Genomic DNA, 22,801 nt, shown 5'->3' on the forward strand with positions numbered 1-22,801 from the left:
TTTACCCTTTCGATTTTGCGGCTTTCTTATCGGAACCGGCGGTGTAGCTGCCGTAAGAATAGCAGTTGTAACTGTTGAACGCATCGCGTTTGATGCCGTTCAGAATCACACCTTTGATGTTGATGTTGCTTTGGACCAGACGGCGGGCGGCGTTGTCCAAGTCTTGCGCCGTGGTGTAGCCGTAGCGGGCAACCATCAGCGTCATGCCGACATGTTGGCCGACGATGGCGGCATCGGTAACGGCCAATACCGGCGGTGTGTCGATAATAACGTAGTCGTAACGCTTCGAGGCTTGTTCGATTAAATCGCCCAAACGTTTGTTCATCAGGAGTTCGGACGAGCTTTGCGTATAGTTGCCGTGGCTGATGAAGAACAGGTTTTCGATGTCGGTCTGCTGTACCGCTTCGACAGAGGATGCTTCGCCCGACAGCAGTTCCGACAGGCCGGGGGCGACATGGGTGCTGAACAGTTGTTCCAGATAGCCTTTGCGCATGTCGGCGTCAATCAGCAGGACTTTCTTGCCCGATTGCGCCATAACGGTGGCCAAATTGGAGGAAATAAAGGATTTGCCGGCTTCGGGAGCGGCACCGGTAATCATCAGGACGTTGTTTTTGGCATCCAGCATCGAAAAATAGATGTTGGTACGCAGCGCGCGGATGGCTTCGACGGCGGTATCGGTGGCGTTTTCATTGGCCAAAAGGTAGCTTGAGCGGCCGTTTGAAGAAGTGAGCGTCCGTTTCAGGGTATCGCGTTTCTGCTGGATTTTGGAATAGGGGACCAGTGCGGACACTTCCAGATCCAATGCCTCGATTTCGTCGGAAGAAGTGATGCCCTGACGGGTGTTTTCGCGGAACAGGCACCATACCGAAGCCAATGCGCCGGCAACCAGTGCACTCAACAGGGTAATGAGGGTTTTGCGCGGAGCGACCGGCAGTTCAGGCACGAAGGCGTGGTCGACGATACGCACGTTGCCTTGCGCGCTGGCCTTCATGATGTTCAGTTCCTGCTGTTTGTTCAGCAACTGGACGTAAGTGGCTTGGTTGGTGGTTACATCGCGCGCCAAGCGGATGACTTCCTGCTGGGTGTTGGGCAGTTCGGCGATTTGGCGGTCGATTTTCTTTTTGGCGCGTTCCAGTACCGAGAGTTTGTCCAATACGGCTTTATAGGTCGGGTGTTCCGGCGTGTACATTTCCACCAGCCCGGCTTCTTCGGTACGCAGGGCGGTAATCTGGCTTTCGATGTTGGTCAGGCTTTCCAGCGCGCCTTTGGATTCGAGCGGAATGTCCAGCGAACCCGATTTTTCGCGGTAGGCGTTCAGTTTGTTTTCGGCTTCTTGCAAGGTTTCCTTCATGCGCGGCAGCTCTTCGCTGATGAATGCCAAGCCGCTGGTGGCTACCTGTACGTCGCGTTCGCGGTTTTGGCCGACATAATTGTCGGCGATAGAATTGAGGATGACGCTGGTTTCTTTAGGGTCCGTGCCGGTATACGACAGGTTGATAATCGGACTGGTTTTGCCTTTGCTGACGACCGACAGTTGTTTTTTGATGTTTTCGATGGCCGACAGTTTGGAGAATTTGGTCAGGGTAAACTTCTGGCCGGCATCGGCCAGGATACGGTCAACCTTTAATACGGTTTTATTGTTGATTTTCAACGGCTTTCCGGTAAAGCCTTCAACCGTGCGTTTGTCGGGCAGCGTCAGGACGTAGGATTTGCTGTTTTTAACCGTCAGTTCGAACGGCAGGTTAATCCAGTCTTCGCTGACCTCGAAATCGGCGATTTTGAGTTCGGGATCGATGTCGCCGCTCAGGTTGTGTATCAGGCCGCCGAATACGGGAAAATATTTCGGTTCGACGAGTTGGTCGAGTTGCAGGTCGTCCACCGTTTTGCCTAAAACCATGCGCGACTGCACGAGTTCCAGTTCCGCTTCGGAAGGCTGCGACTCATTGGAAAAGATGTTGTTGATTTCGGTCAGAATCTGGTTTTGCCGCGTTTCGATTTCCAACATGGCGTCGGCACGGTAAACGGGCGTGGATGCGAGGCTGAAAACGGCTCCGGCGATACCGCCCGCCAATGCCGCCAGTGCGATTTTGTATTTATGCGCCAACAGGCTGCGTATCTGCCGACCGAAGTCTATCTCGTCGCTGTAATATTCTGGAGACGGCGGCGTAGCTTGTTTGTTCATGGTGTAAAACTTTCTGTAAAACTGGTTGGTTTAACGGTATTCCGCGGTTTCAGACGGCCTCAGGCGCTGGCGTTCAGTTTTCTCGCCCATGCTTGCGCTGCTTCTTCCAGTTGCAGATAGACGGCCTCAAACATTTCGCTGCTTTGGTTGAACGGGTCGGGCACGGTTTTTTTCGGCAGCCATTGTGCGAACAGGATGGTCTTGCTGCGGGCCGGTGGGTGGATGTCGGCCACCATGTCGATTTGTTCGGGTTCCATCACCAGAATCAGATCGGCTCTTTCGCACATTTCCGCCGTCAACTGGCGCGCGGTGTGTCCGGCGACGATGACGCCGTGTTTCAGTGCTGTTTTAATGGCCTGAAAGTCCGCGTCGTTGCCGGTGAGTGCTTTAAGTCCCGCCGAACTGATTTGGTGTCGGGGCAGTTTTTTCTGAAGCAGCCGCTCCGCGGTGGGCGAGCGGCAGATATTGCCTAGGCATACAACTAAAATGTTTTGAAACATGAGACCTTTAACTAAAAACATATTGAATCGGTGTGTCAGCCCGCCTTTAGTGGAAAGTGTTGTCCAATGAGTTTACGTTGGTAATCGAGTTGGTAAGCTGGGATACCACTCTGTTCCAGCGGGCAACCGGTGCGGCCGTAACATAGACGACGTCGTTGGCGCGCAGGTTGAATTCGTTGCCCATCGCATAGGCGGTGGCGTCCCTCAGGTTGAGCTGGTAGACGTGAATCGGTTTCTGTACGTCGTCGAACGCTTTGCGGATGACGAATACGCCGGTCGCGTCGGCGATGGATTGGTTCATGCCGCCCACTTCACCCAGCGCGCGGGTCAGCGTCAGGCCGTGGCTGCCCAAGGGCAAGGCCGCCTGACGGCCGACTTCGCCCATCACGAAAATTTTGCTGTTGCTGTTGCTCGGTACATACACGATGTCGCCGTGGCTGAGCATGTGGTTTTGGGTGAGGTCGCCGTATTGGATGAGTTTTTGCAGGGAAATGGTGCGGTCGACACCGTTGTGCGTCCATTTGATGTTTTGGGTGTCGGCTTCGGCGGTTGCTCCGCCTGCCTGGTTGACGGCGTCAAGGATGGTCAGCGGCACGTTGGTAATCGGCTGTTGTCCGGCTTGGGTAACCGCGCCCGCGACGGAGATGCGTTGCGAGCGGAACTCGGTTACGTTGATGGCGACCTGCGGGTTTTTCAGGTAGCGTTTCAGACGGCCTGCCAGGATGTTTTGCAATTCTTCTATCGTTTTGCCTTTGGCCTGGATCTGTCCGGCCAGTGGGTAGGTGATGTTGCCTCGTTCGTCCACCCATACGCCTTTGCTGACTTGGTTGGTCTGCGGGTTGTTTTGTTGGGTGGGGGAGTTCAGGTTGTTGTGGTTCCAGACGACGACGTTCAATACGTCGCCGCTGCCGATGCGGTAAACGTAATTGGCTTTTTCACGCGCCAGTGCGTCGTTTTTTTGTGCGGTAACGGGCGGTTCTTTCATGCGGGCAATCAGGCCCGGGGTAATCGGGTATATCGCTACATGTTTACTGATGTCGGTATCGGCTGCGGTTTCGTTGCCGGTGTATACGACGGTTTTGTTTCTGGTTTTCAGCGTCGAGCCGGGAATGACGGTGGTGGAATTACAGGCCGTTAGCAGGGTCAGTAACGACAGGCAGATTAAGCTGGGCTTTTGCATAATTGCGTTTATCCTTCGTGAATCTTTAATAGGTCTTGGATGCCGTCTGAAAAAGGTTTCAGACGGCCTTTTTGTTCTGCTGCCAAACCAGATCGCAGATTTCGTCTTTAGGGTTGAAGCCTGCCGGGGCTTCCAATAGGAGTGCTCTCAATTCGGTTTGGTTCATTTTCCGGCAGGCCGATTCCATGCGCGATAGTATGTCATGCAACTTATCCCAAGGCAGCATTACTTCGCTGGCGGTCATAATACGGGGATGAGTGGTTTTTTGCACTTCGTCGCCGATTAACAATTCTTCATAAAGTTTTTCACCCGGACGCAGGCCGGTAATTTTGATTTCGATGTCGCCGTCCGGGTGGTTTTCGTCCTTCAGCCGCAGTCCGCTCAGATTGATCATTTGTTTGGCAAGGTCGATGATTTTCACCGATTCGCCCATATCGAGTACGAACACGTCGCCGCCTTTGCCCATCGCGCCCGCTTGAATGACGAGTTGGGCGGCTTCGGGGATGGTCATGAAGTAGCGGGTGATGTCTTGGTGGGTCAGGGTGATGGGGCCGCCGGCTGCGATTTGTTTTTCAAACACGGGAACAACGGAGCCGGAGGAGCCTAAAACATTGCCAAAACGCACCATGCAGAAGCGGGTCTGTTGGCCGGGTTCGGCGGCAAGGGCTTGCAGGCACAGTTCCGCCATGCGTTTGCTGGCGCCCATGGTGTTGGTCGGGCGCACGGCTTTGTCGGTGGAGATGAGCACGAAGGTGCTGACGCCTGCTTCGACGGCGGCCTGCGCGCAGAGCAGGGTGCCGAAGACGTTGTTGCGGATGCCTTCGACGGTGTTGAACTCGACCATAGGCACATGTTTGTAGGCGGCGGCGTGGTAGACGGTCTCGACGGCAAACGCCTTCATGACAGAGAGCAGCCGCTCTTTGTTTTGCACCGAACCCAAAAATGGCAGGACTTCGATGCTGCTGCCTTCTTCGGCCAGCCGTTCGCGCAACTCTTTGTCAATGCTGTACAGCGAAAATTCCGACAATTCGAACAGCAGCAGCTTGGCGGGGCGGCATTTTAGAATCTGGCGGCACAGTTCGGAACCGATGGAACCGCCCGCACCCGTTACCATCACGACTTTGCCGGTGATGTCCGCGCCCATCAGTTCAGGGCGGGGGGCGACGGGGTCGCGGCCGAGCAGGTCGACGACGGAGATTTTTTTCAGCGAACTGACTTTGATTTTCCCGTCCACCAAGTCTTTCATGCCGGGGATGGTCAGCACTTCGCAGTTGTACTGTTTCAGGTTTTCGATAATGGCCTTGCGTTCTTCCATTGTCGCGCTGGGAATGGCGAGCAGGATTTTTTCCACGCCGTAGCGGCTGATTAAATCGGCGATTTCAGACGGCCTGTATACGGCGATGTCGTAGATGACCGAACGTTGGATGGCCGGATTGTCGTCCACAAAGGCCACCGCGTTGTATTCGTTGACCTGTTTGATGGCTTCCAGAAGCTGCCTGCCCGACTGGCCCGCGCCGTAGATGATAACCGGCGCCATCGGCCTTTTGTTGTGGTCGGACAAAACCGAGCGCAGGATAATCCGCGAGCTGGTTACCAAAACGACCAGCAGCAGGAAGTAGACGACGGGCAGGGCCAGTCGCAGCCGCTGTTCGAAAATCAGTACGCTGATGAAGAATGCGACGGCCGATACCGCGCTGCCCAACACGGCGGTATAAAGGACGCGGGTGCTGACGTAGCGCGTTACCGCACGGTAAAGCCCCAGACGTACAAACAGGGAGATGGTCAGCCCTGCGGTGGAGGCGAAAGCCAACCAGTTGGAGAGGTGCGACCATTCGTTGGAATAGTTGGCCTTGAGGCTTTGTGCAAACCAAAACGCGACAAATATCATCACGATGTCGTGGATAACGAAAAACGTTTTTTTGACATTGCGCGGTAAAGATAAAAGGGTATCCAGATTCATTTTGGTTTTTTCAAACAAGGTTTACCGGAGGTGCGCCTGCCGTTTTCAGACGGCCTCGGAGGGGATGAGGCCGTCTGAAAGGGCGGTTCAGGCCGTGGCTTGGGCCAACACAGCTTCGATGTGTTCTTTGCAGAACGCGATTTCGTCGTCGGTCAGCGTCGGGTGCACCAAGAACATCAGGCTGGTGTCGCCCAGTTGGACGGCGTTTTTCAGCCGCTCTTTCGGCCGCCACGGCGTGTTGTCGAAGGCTTTTTCCAAATAGACTTCGGAGCAGCTTCCCTGATAGCAGGGGACTTTGCGCGCGTTCAGTTCGCTGACGATGCGGTCGCGTGTCCAGCCGTCTTTGAGGTGCTCGGGTTTGACGAAGGCGTAGAACTTGTATTGCGCGTGTTCGATGTAGTCGGCGACTTCAATCAAGCGGATGCTGGCGAACTTGCCCAAGCTTTCTGCCAGCTTGGCGGCGTGCGCTTGGCGGCGTGCTGTCCATTCGGGCATACGTTTGAGCTGGATGCGGCCGATGACCGCCTGCATTTCCATCATGCGCCAGTTGGTGCCGAAACTTTCGTGCAGCCAGCGGAAGCCGGGGGCGTGTTCGCGGTGGTACACGGCGTCATAGCTTTTGCCGTGGTCTTTGTACGACCACATTTTGCTCCACAGCTCTTTGTCGTTGGTGGTCACCATGCCGCCTTCGCCGCCGGTGGTCATGATTTTGTCTTGGCAGAACGACCATGCGCCGACGTGTCCGATGCTGCCGACGGATTTGCCTTTGTATTTCGCGCCGTGTGCTTGGGCGCAGTCTTCGATAACCCACAAATCATGTTCTTTTGCCAAGTCCATGATGCCGTCCATTTCGGCGGGCATACCGGCAAGGTGAACAACGATAATAGCTTTGGTATTCGGCGTCAGCACGGCTTTGATGGTTTCCGCGCTGATGTTTTGGCTGTTCAAATCCACATCGGCAAACACGGGGTTTGCGCCGGCGGTAACGATGCAGGAAGCGGAGGCGAGGAAGGTGCGCGAGGTAACGATGACGTCGTCGCCTGCGCCGATGCCCATCGCTTTAAGCGCGACATCGAGTGCCAGCGTGCCGTTGGAAAGGGCGACGGCGTATTGCGTGCCGGCGAAGGCGGCGAATTCCTTTTCAAATTCGCGGCATTCGGTGCCCGTCCAATAGTTGACTTTGTTGGACAGCAGGACTTTGGAAACGGCGTCGGCTTCTTCTTGAGTGAAGCTCGGCCACGGGGAGAGGGATGTGTTAAGCATTGGCTTTTCCTGCGAAAAGGCTGGTGGAGTCTTTGGGGGCGACTTCTTCCAGCAGTTGGCGGTTGATCAAGGTGTATTTTTGACCGTCGATTTCGACGTATGCACCGTCGTAAGGCGGGAACCAGAAGGCGCGGATTTTTTTCTCAACATCGTCGCCGTCATGGATTTGCTTCATGGCTTCCATTTCGTCGCGGCTGACGTAGCGGCCGCCGATGTTGGGCGTAGTTGGTAGTTTGGCTTGCGCTTCGACGGCGCGGGCGATAATGCGTTGTGCAAACGGCTCCAATGCCTGCATGGTTTTGCGTTCGAGCGATTGGGCGGTTTCGACAGAAGAATCAATGGGGAAGCGGTCCACTTCGATGATTTCGCCGGTGTCGATGGAGGCATCGACGTAGTGTGCGGTGCTGCCCCATTCGGACAATTCGTCCATGATGGCGAGGTTGTAGCCGCCCGTGCCTTTGTATTCGGGCAACAGGGCAGGGTGGAAGTTGATCGTACCCAAGCGCGGAACGGTCAGGAATTCGTCGCGCAGTTTGCGCCAGTAGAGTACGGACAAGCCCAAATCGTATTTCAGACGGTCTTCCTTCATTGCTTCCAAGGCGGTATCGAAAGTGTAGAGCGGCAAGCCCAATTCTTTGGCGGCGGCGGTCGTCGGCGAGCCTTGCAGGTGGCTGTCGGTCAGTACGCCGACGATTTCGATGTCCGGCTGCGTCGACAGAAATTCGAGCATGCCGGCAGAAATCTGCTTGCGTCCCATAAATAAAATCTTGGTAATCATGTATCTTCCTTCTGAGTTTGTATGTTTTTGTTTTTATTATGTGATTATCTCGGCAAGTTCGGGTAGGGAATCGATCCAAAGATGTGGGTGGAACGGTTCTGCGAAGTCTGCCGGATTGTTAGGGTGGATATTGCGGGAAGCCGCTTTCAACCCTATGGTCAGCCACCCCATTTTTTTCGGCGTAACAAAGTCTTTTTTTATGTTGTCGCCGACATAAATATAGCGTTTGTCCATGCCGTATTTTTTTTCTAACAAGTAGAAACGGCCGCCGTCGGGTTTTTCCTGTCCGGACGATTCGGAAACCAGAATTTCGTCAAACAGACAGCGGATGCCCAGCGCGTCCAGCTTCAGGCGCTGGGTCAGGCTCCTGCCGTCGGTAATCAGCGCGGCGGCGGCGAATCTGCGGATGAATGCCGCCAGCTTTTGCGGATGCCAATACGGGGTCAGAACCGGCGTATGCAGACGGTAATACCAAAGCAGCGACTTTTTTTCTTCGCTGTTGAAGTTGCACAGCGCGCAGAGTTCGTCGAGCCATCCGTTGCCGTCCGCATCGATTTTTTCCAGCAGTTCCGTCTCGCCGAACTCGGGATAAAGTTTGGCGACGAGGGCGGTTACGGCCCGTATGCCGGAACACTTGTATTCGTATTCGGCGTAGAGCGTGTCGTCCAAATCGAACACGATGACGCTTTGTTCGGGATTAATCCTGCTCATGCACTAAAACCTTGGCATCGTAGCGCAGCATAATCAGGTTGTTTTCCCACCGGTCGAAGAACGGGATTTCTTCGCCGTACAGGTATTCCCGAATCAGCCAGCCGGGGTAGTTTCCGCCTGCGGCGTAGGTCAGCGGGAAGCCGCCGCCGAAACGGGGGTTGATTTCCACGCCGTATAGTGTGTCATTGCGCCCGTTGAAGAAAAATTGGGCGGTAATGCAGCCGCGCGCGCCTTCGAGGACGGCCATGTTTTCAATCAGCAGGCCGTAAAGGCTGTTCTTGCGGGTTACGCCTTTGCTGACTTCTCCGGTACGCACTTCCAAACGTTCACGCGGAACCGCGCATTTCAGACGGTCTTTCCGGTCGTAATACATATCGACGGTAAATTCCTGAAACTCTTCCGCGATGTCTATCAACTGGCAGAACATCAGTTTGGAGTCGGCCAGTATTTCCGGCGTAAGGTCGGCGGCCCGGTCCAAGCGCCTGGCGCCGATGGCGCGGCTGCCGTTATAGGGCTTGACGAAACACGGATAAACCAGACGGTTGCGGTCGTAAACTTCGGGCGAGCGGATACCGTGGCGGGCAAACAGCCCGACTGTCTTGCGTTTGTCGCGGCATAAGGCGACCAGTTCCGAATCGGAAATAACGATATGGATACCGGCTTCTTCAAAGCGTGTTCTGGCTTCGGACAGTTTGTACAGCTCGGTGTCTATGGTCGGAATAATCAAACCGATGTCTTTCTCGACGGCCAAGTCGAAAATACGGTCGATATAGTCTTCCGACTGTATCGACGGCACGGAGAAAGCACCGTCGGATACATGGCACGCCGACGACATGCGCGGATTCATATCTGTGGTTAGTATTCTGATGCCGTCTGAAAATTTTGCGGCTTCGGTTTTAAAATCTTGTATTAGTTCTACACGTCTTCCTGCGGACAAAATTAGTATGTTACCCTTTTTGCTCATTACTATCGTTTCCTGTGAAATAAGGCATGGTCGCCTCTCCCTCGGCTGAGATGCCTTCTTTAATAAACACCTTCTTAATGGTTAAAAACAAAATCTTCATATCGAACCATAAACTGAAATGGTCGATATACCATATATCATAAGCGAATTTTTCATCCCATGAAATCGCATTGCGACCGTTGACCTGCGCCCAACCGGTAACGCCGGGCCTCATTTCGTGGCGGCGGAACTGGAAATCGTTGTAAAGCGGCAGGTAGCTCATCAAGAGCGGACGCGGGCCGACCAAGCTCATGTCACCTTTGAGGACGTTCCATAATTCGGGCAGTTCGTCTAGGCTGGCCGCACGCAGCTTTTTGCCGAAAGGGGTCAGCCGCTCGCTGTCGGGCAGCGGGTTGCCGTCTTTATCGACCGCATCGCGCATGGAGCGGAATTTGATCATTTTGAACGGTTTGCCGTCTTTGCCCGGCCGCTCTTGGGTGAAGAACACGGGTGCGCCCAAGTTTTTGCGGATGAGGTACGCCAGAATCAAAAATACAGGCGACAGGATAATCAGCCCCGATGCGGAAGCGATAATGTCAAACAGGCGTTTGAAGAATTTACTCATGGGCTAATCTTTCAATCAGGTTGACGATTTTTTGATACGCCACGTCGCGCTTGAAGCGGCGGACGATTTCGTCGGATTGAACGGGGTCGTTTTTGCGCGCCAGAATGTCTTTGGCGGCTTGGACGAAGCTGTCCACATCGCCGGAACGGTAGTCCGCGTGCGGCAGCAGGGTGAGGACTTCGGCAACTTCGTCGTTGACCTGGCTATTTAAAATCGGTTTTTGCAATGCCATATAGTCGGACAGCTTGTTGGTAATCGACTGCATGGCGTAGGAATGGATGGCGTTGACGGAGATGTCGCAGCCTTTGGCGACCGACATCATTTCGGCGTAGGGGATGTAGCCGTAAAACTTGATGCCGTCGCAGGCGTATTGTTTGAGCCTGTCCAAATCGGGGCCGCCGCCCATGATGTGTAGCTCTACATTTTCGCCGTCGTCCAACAGTTTCCGAACGCCTTTGCACACGGTTTCCACGTCATAGCTGTAACTGAGCGTACCCAAGTAGAAGAAACGGGTTTTGCTGTCGCCGAAGTCTTTTGCCGGCGCGGCATCGAGTTTCGGAAAATCCGCGCCGATATAGACGACTTCGCCGGGCACGTTCGGATTGGCTTCTTTAGCGCGGTCGAGGTAGGTCTGCGACACGGCAACCAATGCGTCGGCGTAGCGGTAGGCACGGTTGGCGCGGGAGGAGAAGGGCAGCAGGTTGTGCGGGATTTTTTTCAAAAACGGCACGACCGAGGAGAAGGATTCAGGCCATACGTCCTGCACGTCGATAATCAGCTTGTAGCCCAAACGCGCTTTGTGTTCGCCCAAAAGCAAGTTGGTGGCGATCAGCGGATAGGCGGAGAAGACGACGTCTTGTTCGCCCGGACGGCAGTTGTTCAGCCATTGCTCAAAATTTTTGACGAACACATGATGGCTTTTGACGCGGTCCAGCGATACGTTTTTGCCGTAGCCGCTCTCTTCCAGCAGCATGACTTTCAGACGACCTTTCGAGGCAGCCTCAGCGTCTTGAGGCCGTCTGAAAGATTTGTCGTAGTGTTTGAAATTGCTGGTAATCAGCAGCACGTCATGAGACTGCGACAACAGCTCGGCAAGATACCAGAAGCGGTTGAAATGAGGCTCGGACGGCAGCGAACAATAAGGTGCGACGATGGTGATGTTCATTTTTCAGACGGCCTCACATCTCGTATGCAGCCATGGTGGCGCGGTAAATTTCGTCGTCGGAACACAGCGCGGTAACGTGGTCGTGCAGCGCTTTGCCCATCTGGCGGCGCAGGCCGGGGTTTCTAACCAAATCGGTTACGGCGTCGGCAAAGCGTTCTTTGTCTTCAAACGTGACACAATACCCTGTTTGACCGTCGATGACCATTTCGGATACGCCGGCGACGTCGTAGGTTACGACGGGGGTTTCATACAGGCCGGCTTCCAAGATGTTGTTGCCGACCCCCGCGCCGTGGTCGCCGATAAGGACGGGTGTGTTCAGCAGGATGTCGACTTCCCTGAAATAAGCGCTCAAATCGCGCACGCCGCCGAGAAAGATGACTTTGTCGGCCAGCTCCAAGCGTTCCGCCTGCGCTTTGAGGTTGTCGCTTTCCTCGCCGATGCCGGCCACCGACAGGCGCACGGACAGGCCGCGGTCAAGCAGGACTTTCAGGAAATCGATGGCAAGATTGACCGCGCGCACGGAATCCAGCCGCGAGAGGGTACCGAGCATGACTTCGTCCCTAGGCGTTTTGTCCGGGCCGTCGTGCTGTTCGGGCAGGGCGTTGTAGGTGTAGGCGGTACGTTCGGCGGGAAAGCCGTAGCGGATGAGTTTTTCCCGCTCGTGTTTGCAGTTGCCGATGATATAGACGCCGAGGCGGTCGAACAGTTTGGCGATTTTCGGATAGGTTTCGGGGTCGAGGCCGCGCGCGTGGTAGAACACTTTGGTCTTGGGCGAGGCGATTTTGGCAGCCACCGCGCAGGCGGGCACGATACGCGCCATCTGGCAGTGGATAATGTCGGGTTTTTCCGTTTTGAGCATTTTGACGTAGGCCGTCATGCCTTTGAAGTAGCTTAATTTTCCGCCATAAAAATCAATGTTGTACCATCTGATGCCTATTTTTTTGGCATCGGCGACCAGAGGGCCGTCTGAAGAGGCCAAAACGACATCATGGCCGTGGCCGTTCAGAAGTTTGCCCAACCGGAAGGCCGCATGTTCCGTGCCGCCCAGTCCGCTCATAGAGGTTGTGATGATGATTTTCATAGATGATAGTTTTCTACTTGTCTATTTCAATTAGACGGAAACAATAACGAAAAGTGCGTATGCCATGTGTAAATAAACATAAATTGAAACACGGTGTAGTCCGCCGAATGTTTCAGACGGCCTCCATATTGTAAGCGTTCATAGTGGTACGGTAGATTTCTTCGTCGGAACACAGATGCGCCACACGGCGGTGCAGCGCCTTGCCTATCCTGTCGCGCAGGGATTTGTCTTTCACCAGCATTTCCACCGCGTCGGCAAATTCTTCTGCGGCGCCCAACGGGAAGCAGTAGCCCGTTTCGCCTTGGATCACCATTTCTTTGATGCCGCCCATGTTGTAGGTTACGACGGGCGTGTCGTACAGGCCGGCTTCCAGCACGTTGTTGCCCACGCCGGCGCAACTGTCGCCCGGACAGCGCGGATTGTTCAGCAGAATGTCCACTTCTTTGAAATATTCGGTCAGGTTGCGCACCCCGCCGAGGAAGGTTACTTTGTCGGCTATGCCCAGCCGTTCGGCCTGCCGTTTGAGCGCATCCAAATCTTCGCCGATACCGGCCACATGCAGCCGCACGGGCAGGCCGCGGTCGATCAGGATTTTGAAGACGTCGAGCGTCTGGTCGACGGCGCGCAGGTAGTCCAGCCGCGAGAGCGTGCCGAGCAGGATGTAGTCTTTTTGCGTTTTTTCGGGAACATAATCGACTTTGTGCAGGGCGTTGTAGGTGAACGTGGTCCGTTCGGGCGGAAAACCCAGCCGTAAGAGCTTGTCGCGTTCGTTTTTGCAGTTGGCGATGGCGTAAACGCCGAGACGGGTAAAGAATTTGACCACTTTGGGGTAGGTCTTTCCGACCAGCCCGCGCGAATGCCAGAACACTTTGGTGCGGGAGGAGGCCAATTTGGCGGCGATGGCGCAGGCGGGAACGATGCGCGCCATCTGGCAGTGGACGATGTCGGGTTTTTCCCGTTTGAGCAACTTGGTGAATGTGCACATGCCTTTCAGATGGGTAAAGGCGTTGTCGTAAAAATCGATACGGTGCCATGTCATGCCCGCTTTTACGGCATCTTCGACCAAGGGGCCGTCTGAAGAGGCAAGGTGCACGTCGTGACCGTTGTCGCACAGCAGTTTTCCCAAGCGGTAGGTGGCGTGTTCGGTACCGCCTAGACCGCTCATAGAGGTGGACAGGAGGATCTTCATGATATCTGTCGGGTGGCTGCGTGGAAAGGAGCGGGCCGGATTTTTTCAGACGGCCTCAAAACGGAATAAAGCAAAATCATGAAGCAGGGCAGCCAGATAAACGGCAGCCTTAGGATGGACGACGGAATAAAGCCGGCGATAATGAAGATGACCATAGCGAGGACGGACACCCACTTGGCGCGATTGTCCAGCCGCTTGCGCAAAACGATGGTATTGCAGTAGGTGTATACGTAAGCGGCAAATGCGAACAGCGACACGATACCGAAGCTCAGATAAAGTTCGATGAGGAAACTGTGCGGGTTTTCAAAGGCCAAATCGTAGCTCAAATGCCCGCCGAAATAGCCGATAAAGTTTTTCGGGCCGTATCCGGTCAAGAGCAGGGGCGGGTTGTCGGCAAAGTAGTTGTAGATTTCCTGACGGTAGGAAACCGAGTTGTCGCTGCCGAAATCGTAAAGGAACAGATAAAGACGGCTGGAAAAGCGTTCCAGAAATTCATTGTTGTTGAGGGAAAGCAGAAATTCCTGCAAAGCCTGTTGCGGAAGCATCGAAAGCAGGAAGGCCGCTGCGGAAACCGTGATGACGGTCGCCGGCCCGTTTTTGCGGTACATCAGGTAGGCGGCCAGCAGAACCAGGTAGCAGCCGATGGCGGTACGGGACACGCTGAGGAAAATCGCGGCCCCCAATAGGGCGAACAATATCCAGCCGTGCAGCGAATCCTTGGCCTTCTCGACGGAAATATTGAAGAAGAACAGAACCGCAGGCGCCAAGCAGACCGCCGCCGTCGCCAAATTGTTCGGGTTGAAGAACAATCCTTTGACCGCGCCTGATTCGATGGCCAGCTCTTCGCCGGACGCGGTAGTGAGCTGGATGCCGGTCAGCAGTTCGACAAAAGGCGGCAGGGCGACGAATAAGACGAATACGGTCAGGAATCGCCGAATGAAACCGAGCGAATCGCTATGGTAGCGGATGACCAGATACATGATGTACATCAGGCTGGGGAGGACCAGGAAAAACATCAAATCTGCAAAACGGGTGGCGCTGAGGGTGGTGATAATCAGGTGCAGGCTGGCCCATGCCGCCATCAGCCCGACCAGCAGCATCGGGCGGGCGGCCTTGGCCGGATAACGCCTGCGTTCGGTAACGGCCGCAATCAGGCTGAACAGGATGAAGCCGACCGTCAGGAAATTGTCGATACGCGGCAGGCCGATTTTATAGGAGATGGCCGGAGCGGTCATATAGGCGGCCAACATGATGTACAGGGAGGCCGTATAAAGGTGGAGGCGTCTAACTTTCATGGGTCCCTCCGAGTATTGTTTTGTAAACAGCGGTGATTTGTCTGACGACGGCTTCTTCGCCGAATTCGCTCAAGCAGTCGACCCTGAGCGTCTGCGCATCGTAGCGGCCGCGGTTTTCATACAGCGATACCAGCGCGCCGGCCAATGCCTGCACGTCGCCGACCGGTACGAGGATACCGTTGTTTTCGTTGATAATGGTTTGCGGGCCGCCGCAGCGGGTGGCGGCCACCGGCAGCCCCTGCGACAAGGCTTCGATGAAGACGACGCCGAAGGTTTCGTTGCGGCTGGCCAGCACGAAGGCATCGCTGCGGAACATTAAATCCAACACTTGGTCGTTTTGCAACCCGCCCAAAAACTCAACCGAATTTTCCAGTCCCAGCTCGGCGGCAAGGTTGTGCAGTTGCGAGGCGATTAATCCCGTTCCGCCGATTTTCAGTTTCAGGTCGGGATGTGTTTTCAGTGCTTCCGCAAACGCGGGCAGCAGGATATCGAAGCCTTTATTATAGTTGAGGTGGGCGACGGAGCAAAAGGTGAAATCGGCGTTTTTCGGTTTGTTTGCCAAATCCACGGGACGGATAAAGGCGGGCGACAGGCTGTTGGGGATGTATTGCCAGTCCAGTCCGCCGTATTCGGTTTCCAGCAGGCGGCAGAAATCTTTGCTGACCGCGATGCGCGCCGAACACTGCTGCGCCGATCGCAGCATGGCGGGGCGCTGCCAGTTGCGGATGAGTTTCCGCGCGTAGGTCGAACTGTGTTCGGTCAGCACGAAGGGAATGCCCGTTTTTTCGTGAATCTGCTGCGCCAGAATTCCCGCGTGGTTCATGCTGTGGGCGTGGATGATGTCGGGGGTGCCGTGGTCGCGCACATAGCGTTCGAACAGTTTCCATCCCGCCCCGACCCAGCGGTGGCGGTCGAGATAGGGCAGGCGCGGAAAGAAATACATGCTTTTGTAGACATAGGTCGGGATGTTTTCTTCCGTATAGCTGCGGATGCCGTAGCCGCCGTTGACGACGGAGGCCGGTTTGCCGCGCATGGAGCGGAAAACCGGCGCGGTTACGCCTATTTTCAGGCCGCTGCGCTGCAAGGCCTGCGCCTGAAGGCGGAAGAAGATACCGTCAATGTCTTCGGGCGTTTCGGGATACCATGAAGGGATGATTAAAACATGCATATTATTCTCTAAACTTTTGTCAGGCCGCTTTTTTCAGACGGCCTGCGATGCGTTCTGCCAAGAGAACCAGTTGCGTCCGGTAGGCAAATCCGATTCCTGCCAGCGCGGCTGCCCAGCCGGCGGCAAACAGCGGATAATTGCCCCTGCTGCCCCAGAATGTATAGGCGAGGCAGGAAAACAGGCAAATCAGGGTGGTGCCGTAAATCTTGGTTCGGGGTAGTTTCTGCCACAGCAAAACCGACGCTTCCGTTTTCAGCGCGAAATACAGCCAGAACGACACGGCCATGGAGGCGGCTGCGCCTTTGGCGCCGAACGCAGGTACCAGCAGGCGGCACAAAGCGAAGTTGGCCGCCAGCGCAATCACAGAAATGACCGTTACCAGCCAGGTTTTCCTGCTGACGTTGATGCCGATGCCGGTTACTTCGGTCATGGTATAGAGCAACGGAAACAGTATGCTGGATAACAGGATAAATTGCACGGCTGCATATTTACTCGGCAGGATTAAGGGAATCAGCGGTGAAAAAATACCCGCGAGACATAATACTGCCGCGGCGGCCGCCAGCATGGGGGGGACGATTTTGGCGATGCGGTCGAGGTTTTCGTTTTCGTTTACCCATCTGAACACCATCGGCGCCCAAATGGTCGAGAAAATGCTCTGGAAAATCAGTGCGGCCGCGCCAAAGCTGACGGCCATCGAATAAATGCCGAGTTCGGCGAGGCTGCCGTACTGTTTGAGCATCAGGCGGTCGACCGAAGTCAGCCCCCAGTAGGCCAGTCCGCCGAGCACCAGCGGCACGCCGTATTTCAATGTTTCCTTCAATAGCGCGGGGTCGGTATACGCTTTCCATGCGCGGGCCGCATCGCGGCGGGTTTGCACGGACAATACCGCCAGTGCCAGCCATTGCGCGGCGGCGTAGGCGGCCACGAGGTTGAAGGTGCTGTTTGCCGCGCCGGTCAGCATATAACCGGCCACCAGCACCAAAATCAGCAGTTTCGGCATAAGCTGGCTGAACGAGAACGCATAGGCGCGTTCCTGCATCCGCAGGACGACCGACAAAAAACGCGCGGGCACCAGCGCGGCCATAAAGACGACGCACAATACACCCAAATCGGCCTGTTTCAGTTCCAAAATCATTTCAGACGGCATCGCGGGCGCGGCAAGCAGTATGCCCGCGATACAGGCCGCAGACAGCAGCAACGGCAGCAGCGACACAGTGTTCAGCAGCACGGATTTGTCCGGCGCGGCATGGTATTCGCGGATGTACGACTGGTCCAGTCCCAGCCCTAATACAATCAGAATCAGGCCGGAGACGGTTTGCAGCAGCACGATGCGGCCGATGTCGTCGGCGGGGAAGTACCACGAAATCAACGGCAGCGATATTGCGCTGGCGGCCGCGCTGCCGATGGGTCCCAAGGCATAGCCGAGTAATTTTTTGATATTCATGCGGAGCGTTGCGGACTTTCAGGCCGTCTGAAAACCGGTATCGGCGCACCGTTGTTTTTCAGACGGCCTGAAACCGCGTATGGAAGATTATCGGGACAATGCCTGTGCCAGCGCGCCGACTACCTGCCGCACCTGTTCCTCCGTCATATACGGGTGCATCGGCAGGCTGATGACTTCTTCGGCCACCAAATCACCCACGGGCAGCACGGCATCGGATGCGACGGCGGGCTGCTTGTTGAGCGGAATCGGATAATGGACGGCGGTCGGGATGCCTGCCGCTTTCAAGGCCGTCTGAACGGCATCGCGGTTTTTCACGCGCACGGTGTATTGGGCATACGCGCTGATATTGTGGCTTTCGATAAACGGTGCGGCGATACCGGCTTTATCCAGTTCCTGCGCGTAAACGGCGGCAACCCGGCCGCGCAGGCCGATTTCTTCTTCCAAAATCGCCAGTTTGGGCAGCAGGATGGCGGCTTGCAGCGTGTCCAGACGGCTGTTTACGCCGACGCGGATATGGTGGTAGCGGCGATCCTGGCCGTGGCGCGCGATTTGGCGGATGACGGTGGCCAGATTGTCGTCGTCGGTAAAAACTGCGCCGCCGTCGCCGTAGCAGCCCAAAGGTTTGCTGGGGAAGAAGCTGGTGCAGGAAACAGTGGTCAGGCTGCCTGATTTGCGGCCTTTGTACGATGCGCCGAAACTCTGCGCCGCGTCTTCGATGACGGGCAGGTTGTGGCGGGCGGCGATGGCATTAACCGCATCGAAATCGGCACACTGGCCGTAGAGCGATACGGGCACGATGGCTTTGGTGCGCGGGGTAATCGCGGCTTCGAGTTTGGCGGGGTCGAGGTTGTAGGTTTGTTCGACGATATCGACGTAAACCGGCTTTGCGCCGAGCAGGGCGACGGTTTCGGCGGTGGCGATGTAGGTAAAGCCGGGGGTAATCACTTCGTCGCCCGCGCCTACGCCCAAAGCCATCAGGGCGATTTGCAGCGCGTCGGTACCGTTGGCGACACTGATGCAGTGTTTCGCGCCGCAGTAGGCCGCCAGTTTTTCTTCCAGTTCGGCCACTTCGGGGCCGAGGATGTATTGGCCGTGCGAGAGGACTTGTTCGATATTGGCGTCGATTTGTTTTTTAATGCGCGCCTGCTGGGCGGCGAGGTCGATGAATTGCATGACGTTTCTCGTTGTTGGTGGGGACGGGGTTTTCAGACGGCCTCAGGCTTTGCTGAGGATGCCGTCTGAAAGGATATACGTTTCGCCGCTGTGCGGGCAGACGGCTTTGCCGCTGCCTGTGAGCGGCAGTTGTTCGAGCTGTTCGCCGTATTCGCTCATCCAGCCGATTTGGCGGGCGGGCACGCCGACCATCAGGGCATAGTCGGGCACGTCTTTATTGACCACCGCGCCTGCGCCGATAAAGGCGAACCTGCCTATGGTGGTGCCGCAGACGATGGTGCAGTTTGCGCCCAGCGTCGCGCCGGTTTTGACCAAAGTGTCGCGGTATTCGCTTTTGCGTTCGATCAGCGAACGGGGGTTGTAGACATTGGTGAACACCATGCTGGGGCCGCAAAACACGCCGTTTTCCAAGTGAACGTTGTCGTACACGGAAACGTTGTTTTGGATTTTGCAGTCGTCGCCGATGGTCACTTTGTTGCCGACGAACACGTTTTGGCCGAACGAGCAGTTTTTGCCGATTTTCGCGCCGCCGCAGATGTGGGCGAAATGCCAAACGCGGCTGCCCGCGCCGATTTGCGCGCCTTCGTCGATAATGGCGGTGGGGTGGACGGTGTAATCAGTCATTTTAATAGTTCCTTGACGGCGTCTTCGCCCTGTATCTGGGACGTAGTCCATTTGCCGCCGTAAATGTGCAGCACGTTTCCGACGCGCTCGAACGCCCATTCGCGGGTGGCGTCGCTGGGATTGGCCGCGCTTTTGAGCAGGGGGCGCACGCCGGAGAAACTGCCGCCGACGTCCGACCGGTTTAAAGGCTCGCGGTGGTAAGCGTTGTACGCATCGAGCAGGTAGCCGATTTCGTTTTCAGACGGCCTCTCCGCCTGCGGATGGTCTTGGCGGACTTCGGTCGTGCCGATAAGGGTTTTCCCTTGGTAGGGCAGGATGAAGAAAATCCGTTTTTCGTTTGGAATAGGCAGCATCAGCGCATGAGGCTGCGACCGGTCGATAAAGATATGGCTGCCGCGCACCCAGTCGATGGTGTAGGCGGGCGTACCGTTTTGCAGTTTCCGCAAATCCATCGCCCACGGGCCGGCGGCATTGGCGATACGGTCGAAGCCCGACAGTGTGTCCAGCGAACTGATTTTGCAGCCGTCGCGTATTTCTACGCCCAACTGCCGGCATTGTCCGATGACCCACTGGCCGAGTGCGTAATCGTCCATCTGGGCATCGTAAAACGAATACGCGCCCTTGAGGCCGTCTGAAAGCAGGTTGGGATTGCGGGCAAGCACTTCCTGCCTGTCCAGCCAGCGGCTGCGGGGAAAGCCGCTGCCGCGTGCCAGAATGTCGTAAAGTTTGGTGCCGATGCCGATTTGCCAGCGCGGACGGCCGCGTTTTCCGTAAATGGGAAACAGCAATTCCAACGGACGGCAGAACTGCGGTGCCTGCTCCAGCCAGAAGCGGCGTGCCTGCAAGGCTTTCTGCACCAATGAAAACTGGCCGGTCTCCAGATAACGCAAGCCGCCGTGCAGCAGCTTCGACGAGGATTGGCTGGTGTGCGACATGGGCGCGTCCTGCTCAAACAGCACCACGCGGTGCCCCTGTTTGGCGGCCGCCCATGCGGTGCACGAACCAATGATGCCTGCCCCGATAACGGCGATTTCCATATCAGTAAACCAGCGGCAGGCCCACTGTTTTATGGTCGCGGGCGGAGAGGTAGGCGGCGATAATCAGTTCCAGCGATTTCAGGCCTTCGCGCCCGTCGGTAACAGGCTCGGCTTGGCCGCGCAATACGTCGATGACGTTTTTGTAATACAGCGGGTGGCCGAAACCGTATACCGAAGTGGTTTCGTAGTTGGCGTTTTTGACCTGTTCGTCGTAATCGCGTTCGTCGGCGAAGTTCCATTCCTGAATTTCGTTCACCGCCATGCCGCCGATGCGTACCGTGCCGGTTTCGCCCAGAATGGTAATCGAGCCTTCGAGGTTTTTCGGGTAGGTGCACATGGTAACGGCCATCGAGCCGAGCGCACCGTTGCGCCAGCGGATGTTCATCACGCCGGTATCTTCGGCTTCGATGTTGCGGTGGGTGGAAATCATCGCCTGCACGTCTTCGACCGGGCCGATGAGCCATTCCATCAAGTCGACGTAGTGGCTGGCCTGGTTCATGAACGCGCCGCCGTCAAACTCCCAAGTGCCGCGCCAACCGTTGCCTTGGTCGTAATACGACTGCGGGCGCGTCCAGAAGACGTTTAAATGCACCATGCAGATTTTGCCGAAGCGTTTTTCCGTTACCGCGCGCTTGAGCAGTTGCAGCGTGGCGTTCAGGCGGTTTTGTTTCACCACGAACAAGCGTTTGCCGGCTTTGTCGGCGGCTTGGACCATGCGTTCGCCGTCGTGCAGGCGGGTGGCCATCGGTTTTTCGGTAACGACGTGAAAACCGGCTTCCAATGCCTGCACTGCCTGCTCGGGGTGCAGGCCGGACGGAGTGGTGATGACGATTACGTCGGCATCGGTTTCGGCCAGCATTTCCGCGTAGCGGGCATAACCTTTTGCACCGGTGCGTTTGACCGCCGCTTCAAGCGCGGCGGGATCGGTGTCGCACACGGCAACGAGTTCGCACTCGTCTTGCAGCGATTCGAACGAGCCGAAATGGTTGTTGGAAATGCGGCCGCAGCCGACCAGGGCGAATTTGATTTTGCGGTTTGAGATAATTTCGAACATTTTCAGACGGCCTCTTATGCTTTAACGATGTTGTCGTGTTTGCCCGAATATTTGCCGCGCGTATCGACAATCAGTTTGGCGTGTTGTTTCAGCAGATCGTAATCGAATTTGTCGTGGTCGGTGGTCAGCACCACGCAGTCGTAAGAGGCGATGCTCTCGGCGGTCAGCGGCACGCTTTTCAGGTCGAATTTGTGTTCGCGCATTTTCGGGAACACGGGCACATGCGGGTCGGAATAGGATATTTCCGCACCGAGGTCGCGCAAGAGTTCCATCACTTCCACCGACGGGCTTTCGCGCATGTCGTCTACGTTTTTCTTGTAGGCGATGCCCAATACCAATACTTTGCTGCCCTTAATCGAACGTTGGTGGTCGTTTAACGCCAGCGCGGTTTTATTGACCACATATTCGGGCATGGAAGAGTTCACTTCGCCGGCAAGTTCGATAAAGCGGGTGTTTACGCCGTATTCGCGCGCTTTCCAAGTCAGGTAGAACGGGTCGATGGGGATGCAGTGGCCGCCCAAGCCCGGGCCGGGATAGTAGGCGACGAAGCCGAACGGTTTGGTGGCGGCGGCGTCGATGACTTCGTGGATGTCGATGTCCATTTTGTCGGCAACGATTTTCATCTCGTTCACCAAGCCGATATTGACCGCGCGGTGGATGTTTTCCAGAAGTTTGGTCAGTTCGGCAGCTTTGGTGGAGCTGACGGGGACGACTTTGTCGATGGCGGGCTGATACAGCGCCAGGCCGACTTCCAAACAGGCCGGTGTGTGGCCGCCGATAACTTTCGGAATGGTACGGGTTTCAAAATCGGGGTTGCCCGGGTCTTCGCGTTCGGGCGAGTAAACGAGGAATACGTTTTCGCCGACTTTCAAGCCGCCTTCTTCCACGCGCGGCAGCAGTTCTTCTTCGGTCGTGCCCGGGTAGGTGGTGGATTCCAGCGACAAGACTTGGCCGGCGCGCAGATACGGTTTTACCGCGTCGGTGGTGTCGATAACGAAACTCATGTCCGGTTCGCGGTATTTGTTCAGCGGGGTCGGCACGCACAAAATCACGGCTTCCACTTCGCCGATGCGGGAGAAGTCAGTAGTGGCTTCAAACAGGCTGTTTGAGGCGGCGGCGATTTTTTCGGCAGGGATGTGTTCGATATAGGTCTCGCCGTTGTTCAGTTTGTTCACTTTTTCGGCATCAATGTCGAAACCCAATACTTTGTAGCCGATGTCCACATAACGCAGCATCAGCGGCAAACCTACATAACCTAAACCGACAATGCCGATTTTGGCGGATTTGTCGGCAAACTTTTGAATGGTAATGTTTTTCATGATATGTCTCATGTTAATGGATAGGAAAAGTATTCGGGGCAGAGTAGTGATAGACGCACCCTGCCGCCCCGTTGCGGTATGTACGGCGGAAAAACGTGCGGACGGGTGCA

At 55.8% G+C, this 22,801-nt stretch carries 20 protein-coding genes; all 20 read right to left on the minus strand.

Annotated features, from left to right (window positions below; genetic code table 11):
- Nucleotide 1: 1 nt before the first annotated feature.
- The gene (locus ACI43T_RS04270) at nt 2–2,182 is read right to left on the minus strand and encodes a polysaccharide biosynthesis tyrosine autokinase (RefSeq protein WP_405385634.1); all 2,181 of its coding nucleotides are present in this window, start codon (nt 2,180–2,182) and stop codon (nt 2–4) included.
- Between the two features lie 59 nt (nt 2,183–2,241).
- Nucleotides 2,242–2,682 (minus strand): low molecular weight protein-tyrosine-phosphatase, encoded by a 441-nt coding sequence (locus ACI43T_RS04275; RefSeq protein WP_039851217.1) that lies wholly within the window; start codon nt 2,680–2,682, stop codon nt 2,242–2,244.
- A 46-nt stretch (nt 2,683–2,728) separates the two neighbouring features.
- Nucleotides 2,729–3,862, minus strand: a complete 1,134-nt coding sequence (locus ACI43T_RS04280) for a polysaccharide export protein (RefSeq protein WP_009174628.1) — start codon at nt 3,860–3,862, stop codon at nt 2,729–2,731.
- A gap of 58 nt (nt 3,863–3,920) precedes the next feature.
- Nucleotides 3,921–5,822: a polysaccharide biosynthesis protein gene (locus tag ACI43T_RS04285; RefSeq protein ID WP_293276166.1), complete on the minus strand. Its 1,902-nt coding sequence runs from the start codon at nt 5,820–5,822 to the stop codon at nt 3,921–3,923.
- Between the two features lie 87 nt (nt 5,823–5,909).
- A complete protein-coding gene (locus ACI43T_RS04290; protein ID WP_405385635.1) occupies nt 5,910–7,085 on the minus strand; it encodes a DegT/DnrJ/EryC1/StrS family aminotransferase in 1,176 nt (391 codons plus the stop codon).
- The gene (locus ACI43T_RS04295; protein WP_405385671.1) at nt 7,078–7,860 is read right to left on the minus strand and encodes a formyltransferase family protein; all 783 of its coding nucleotides are present in this window, start codon (nt 7,858–7,860) and stop codon (nt 7,078–7,080) included. Before ACI43T_RS04295 ends, ACI43T_RS04290 begins: the two co-directional genes overlap by 8 nt.
- A 39-nt stretch (nt 7,861–7,899) precedes the next feature.
- Nucleotides 7,900–8,574, minus strand: coding sequence for an HAD family hydrolase (locus ACI43T_RS04300; RefSeq protein ID WP_314105710.1), 675 nt, complete (start codon nt 8,572–8,574; stop codon nt 7,900–7,902).
- A complete protein-coding gene (locus ACI43T_RS04305; RefSeq protein WP_405385636.1) occupies nt 8,561–9,538 on the minus strand; it encodes an ATP-grasp domain-containing protein in 978 nt (325 codons plus the stop codon). Before ACI43T_RS04305 ends, ACI43T_RS04300 begins: the two co-directional genes overlap by 14 nt.
- Nucleotides 9,522–10,142: a sugar transferase gene (locus ACI43T_RS04310; protein WP_009174622.1), complete on the minus strand. Its 621-nt coding sequence runs from the start codon at nt 10,140–10,142 to the stop codon at nt 9,522–9,524. Before ACI43T_RS04310 ends, ACI43T_RS04305 begins: the two co-directional genes overlap by 17 nt.
- Nucleotides 10,135–11,307, minus strand: a complete 1,173-nt coding sequence (locus tag ACI43T_RS04315) for a glycosyltransferase (protein WP_405385637.1) — start codon at nt 11,305–11,307, stop codon at nt 10,135–10,137. Before ACI43T_RS04315 ends, ACI43T_RS04310 begins: the two co-directional genes overlap by 8 nt.
- A gap of 13 nt (nt 11,308–11,320) precedes the next feature.
- On the minus strand, nt 11,321–12,388 hold the full coding sequence (locus ACI43T_RS04320; RefSeq protein WP_405385638.1) for a glycosyltransferase family 4 protein: 1,068 nt from the start codon (nt 12,386–12,388) through the stop codon (nt 11,321–11,323).
- A 112-nt stretch (nt 12,389–12,500) separates the two neighbouring features.
- On the minus strand, nt 12,501–13,577 hold the full coding sequence (locus tag ACI43T_RS04325; protein ID WP_405385639.1) for a glycosyltransferase family 4 protein: 1,077 nt from the start codon (nt 13,575–13,577) through the stop codon (nt 12,501–12,503).
- The gene (locus ACI43T_RS04330; RefSeq protein WP_293276160.1) at nt 13,574–14,872 is read right to left on the minus strand and encodes an O-antigen ligase family protein; all 1,299 of its coding nucleotides are present in this window, start codon (nt 14,870–14,872) and stop codon (nt 13,574–13,576) included. The genes ACI43T_RS04325 and ACI43T_RS04330 overlap by 4 nt, the downstream gene beginning before the upstream one ends.
- Nucleotides 14,862–16,040, minus strand: coding sequence for a glycosyltransferase (locus tag ACI43T_RS04335; protein WP_405385640.1), 1,179 nt, complete (start codon nt 16,038–16,040; stop codon nt 14,862–14,864). Before ACI43T_RS04335 ends, ACI43T_RS04330 begins: the two co-directional genes overlap by 11 nt.
- A 19-nt stretch (nt 16,041–16,059) precedes the next feature.
- The gene (locus ACI43T_RS04340; protein ID WP_308022115.1) at nt 16,060–17,484 is read right to left on the minus strand and encodes a lipopolysaccharide biosynthesis protein; all 1,425 of its coding nucleotides are present in this window, start codon (nt 17,482–17,484) and stop codon (nt 16,060–16,062) included.
- Between the two features lie 87 nt (nt 17,485–17,571).
- On the minus strand, nt 17,572–18,657 hold the full coding sequence (locus ACI43T_RS04345) for a DegT/DnrJ/EryC1/StrS family aminotransferase (protein ID WP_405385641.1): 1,086 nt from the start codon (nt 18,655–18,657) through the stop codon (nt 17,572–17,574).
- Between the two features lie 42 nt (nt 18,658–18,699).
- Entirely contained in the window at nt 18,700–19,281 is a 582-nt protein-coding gene (locus tag ACI43T_RS04350) for an acyltransferase (RefSeq protein WP_009174614.1), read from the minus strand.
- Nucleotides 19,278–20,318: a glycerol-3-phosphate dehydrogenase/oxidase gene (locus tag ACI43T_RS04355; RefSeq protein ID WP_405385642.1), complete on the minus strand. Its 1,041-nt coding sequence runs from the start codon at nt 20,316–20,318 to the stop codon at nt 19,278–19,280. The genes ACI43T_RS04350 and ACI43T_RS04355 overlap by 4 nt, the downstream gene beginning before the upstream one ends.
- A gap of 1 nt (nt 20,319) precedes the next feature.
- The gene (locus ACI43T_RS04360; RefSeq protein WP_405385643.1) at nt 20,320–21,372 is read right to left on the minus strand and encodes a Gfo/Idh/MocA family protein; all 1,053 of its coding nucleotides are present in this window, start codon (nt 21,370–21,372) and stop codon (nt 20,320–20,322) included.
- Between the two features lie 14 nt (nt 21,373–21,386).
- Complete coding sequence (locus ACI43T_RS04365) at nt 21,387–22,691, minus strand: nucleotide sugar dehydrogenase (RefSeq protein WP_009174611.1); 1,305 nt, start codon at nt 22,689–22,691, stop codon at nt 21,387–21,389.
- Nucleotides 22,692–22,801 lie beyond the last annotated feature (110 nt).

This window comes from Neisseria oralis (genome assembly GCF_045062685.1).
GTDB classification, from domain to species: Bacteria; Pseudomonadota; Gammaproteobacteria; order Burkholderiales; family Neisseriaceae; genus Neisseria; species Neisseria oralis.

Excerpts from the sequence above, each read along its gene's own strand:
- ACI43T_RS04350 (WP_009174614.1), bottom strand. The coding sequence starts at position 19,281 with ATGACTGATTACACCGTCCACCCCACCGCCATTATCGACGAAGGCGCG.
- ACI43T_RS04280 (WP_009174628.1), bottom strand. The coding sequence starts at position 3,862 with ATGCAAAAGCCCAGCTTAATCTGCCTGTCGTTACTGACCCTGCTAACG.
- ACI43T_RS04340 (WP_308022115.1), bottom strand. The coding sequence starts at position 17,484 with ATGAATATCAAAAAATTACTCGGCTATGCCTTGGGACCCATCGGCAGC.
- ACI43T_RS04300 (WP_314105710.1), bottom strand. The coding sequence starts at position 8,574 with ATGAGCAGGATTAATCCCGAACAAAGCGTCATCGTGTTCGATTTGGAC.
- ACI43T_RS04360 (WP_405385643.1), bottom strand. The coding sequence starts at position 21,372 with ATGTTCGAAATTATCTCAAACCGCAAAATCAAATTCGCCCTGGTCGGC.
- ACI43T_RS04275 (WP_039851217.1), bottom strand. The coding sequence starts at position 2,682 with ATGTTTCAAAACATTTTAGTTGTATGCCTAGGCAATATCTGCCGCTCG.
- ACI43T_RS04290 (WP_405385635.1), bottom strand. The coding sequence starts at position 7,085 with ATGCTTAACACATCCCTCTCCCCGTGGCCGAGCTTCACTCAAGAAGAA.
- ACI43T_RS04345 (WP_405385641.1), bottom strand. The coding sequence starts at position 18,657 with ATGCAATTCATCGACCTCGCCGCCCAGCAGGCGCGCATTAAAAAACAA.
- ACI43T_RS04305 (WP_405385636.1), bottom strand. The coding sequence starts at position 9,538 with ATGAGCAAAAAGGGTAACATACTAATTTTGTCCGCAGGAAGACGTGTA.
- ACI43T_RS04325 (WP_405385639.1), bottom strand. The coding sequence starts at position 13,577 with ATGAAGATCCTCCTGTCCACCTCTATGAGCGGTCTAGGCGGTACCGAA.
- ACI43T_RS04335 (WP_405385640.1), bottom strand. The coding sequence starts at position 16,040 with ATGCATGTTTTAATCATCCCTTCATGGTATCCCGAAACGCCCGAAGAC.
- ACI43T_RS04315 (WP_405385637.1), bottom strand. The coding sequence starts at position 11,307 with ATGAACATCACCATCGTCGCACCTTATTGTTCGCTGCCGTCCGAGCCT.
- ACI43T_RS04330 (WP_293276160.1), bottom strand. The coding sequence starts at position 14,872 with ATGAAAGTTAGACGCCTCCACCTTTATACGGCCTCCCTGTACATCATG.
- ACI43T_RS04310 (WP_009174622.1), bottom strand. The coding sequence starts at position 10,142 with ATGAGTAAATTCTTCAAACGCCTGTTTGACATTATCGCTTCCGCATCG.
- ACI43T_RS04355 (WP_405385642.1), bottom strand. The coding sequence starts at position 20,318 with ATGGAAATCGCCGTTATCGGGGCAGGCATCATTGGTTCGTGCACCGCA.
- ACI43T_RS04285 (WP_293276166.1), bottom strand. The coding sequence starts at position 5,822 with ATGAATCTGGATACCCTTTTATCTTTACCGCGCAATGTCAAAAAAACG.
- ACI43T_RS04365 (WP_009174611.1), bottom strand. The coding sequence starts at position 22,691 with ATGAAAAACATTACCATTCAAAAGTTTGCCGACAAATCCGCCAAAATC.
- ACI43T_RS04270 (WP_405385634.1), bottom strand. The coding sequence starts at position 2,182 with ATGAACAAACAAGCTACGCCGCCGTCTCCAGAATATTACAGCGACGAG.
- ACI43T_RS04320 (WP_405385638.1), bottom strand. The coding sequence starts at position 12,388 with ATGAAAATCATCATCACAACCTCTATGAGCGGACTGGGCGGCACGGAA.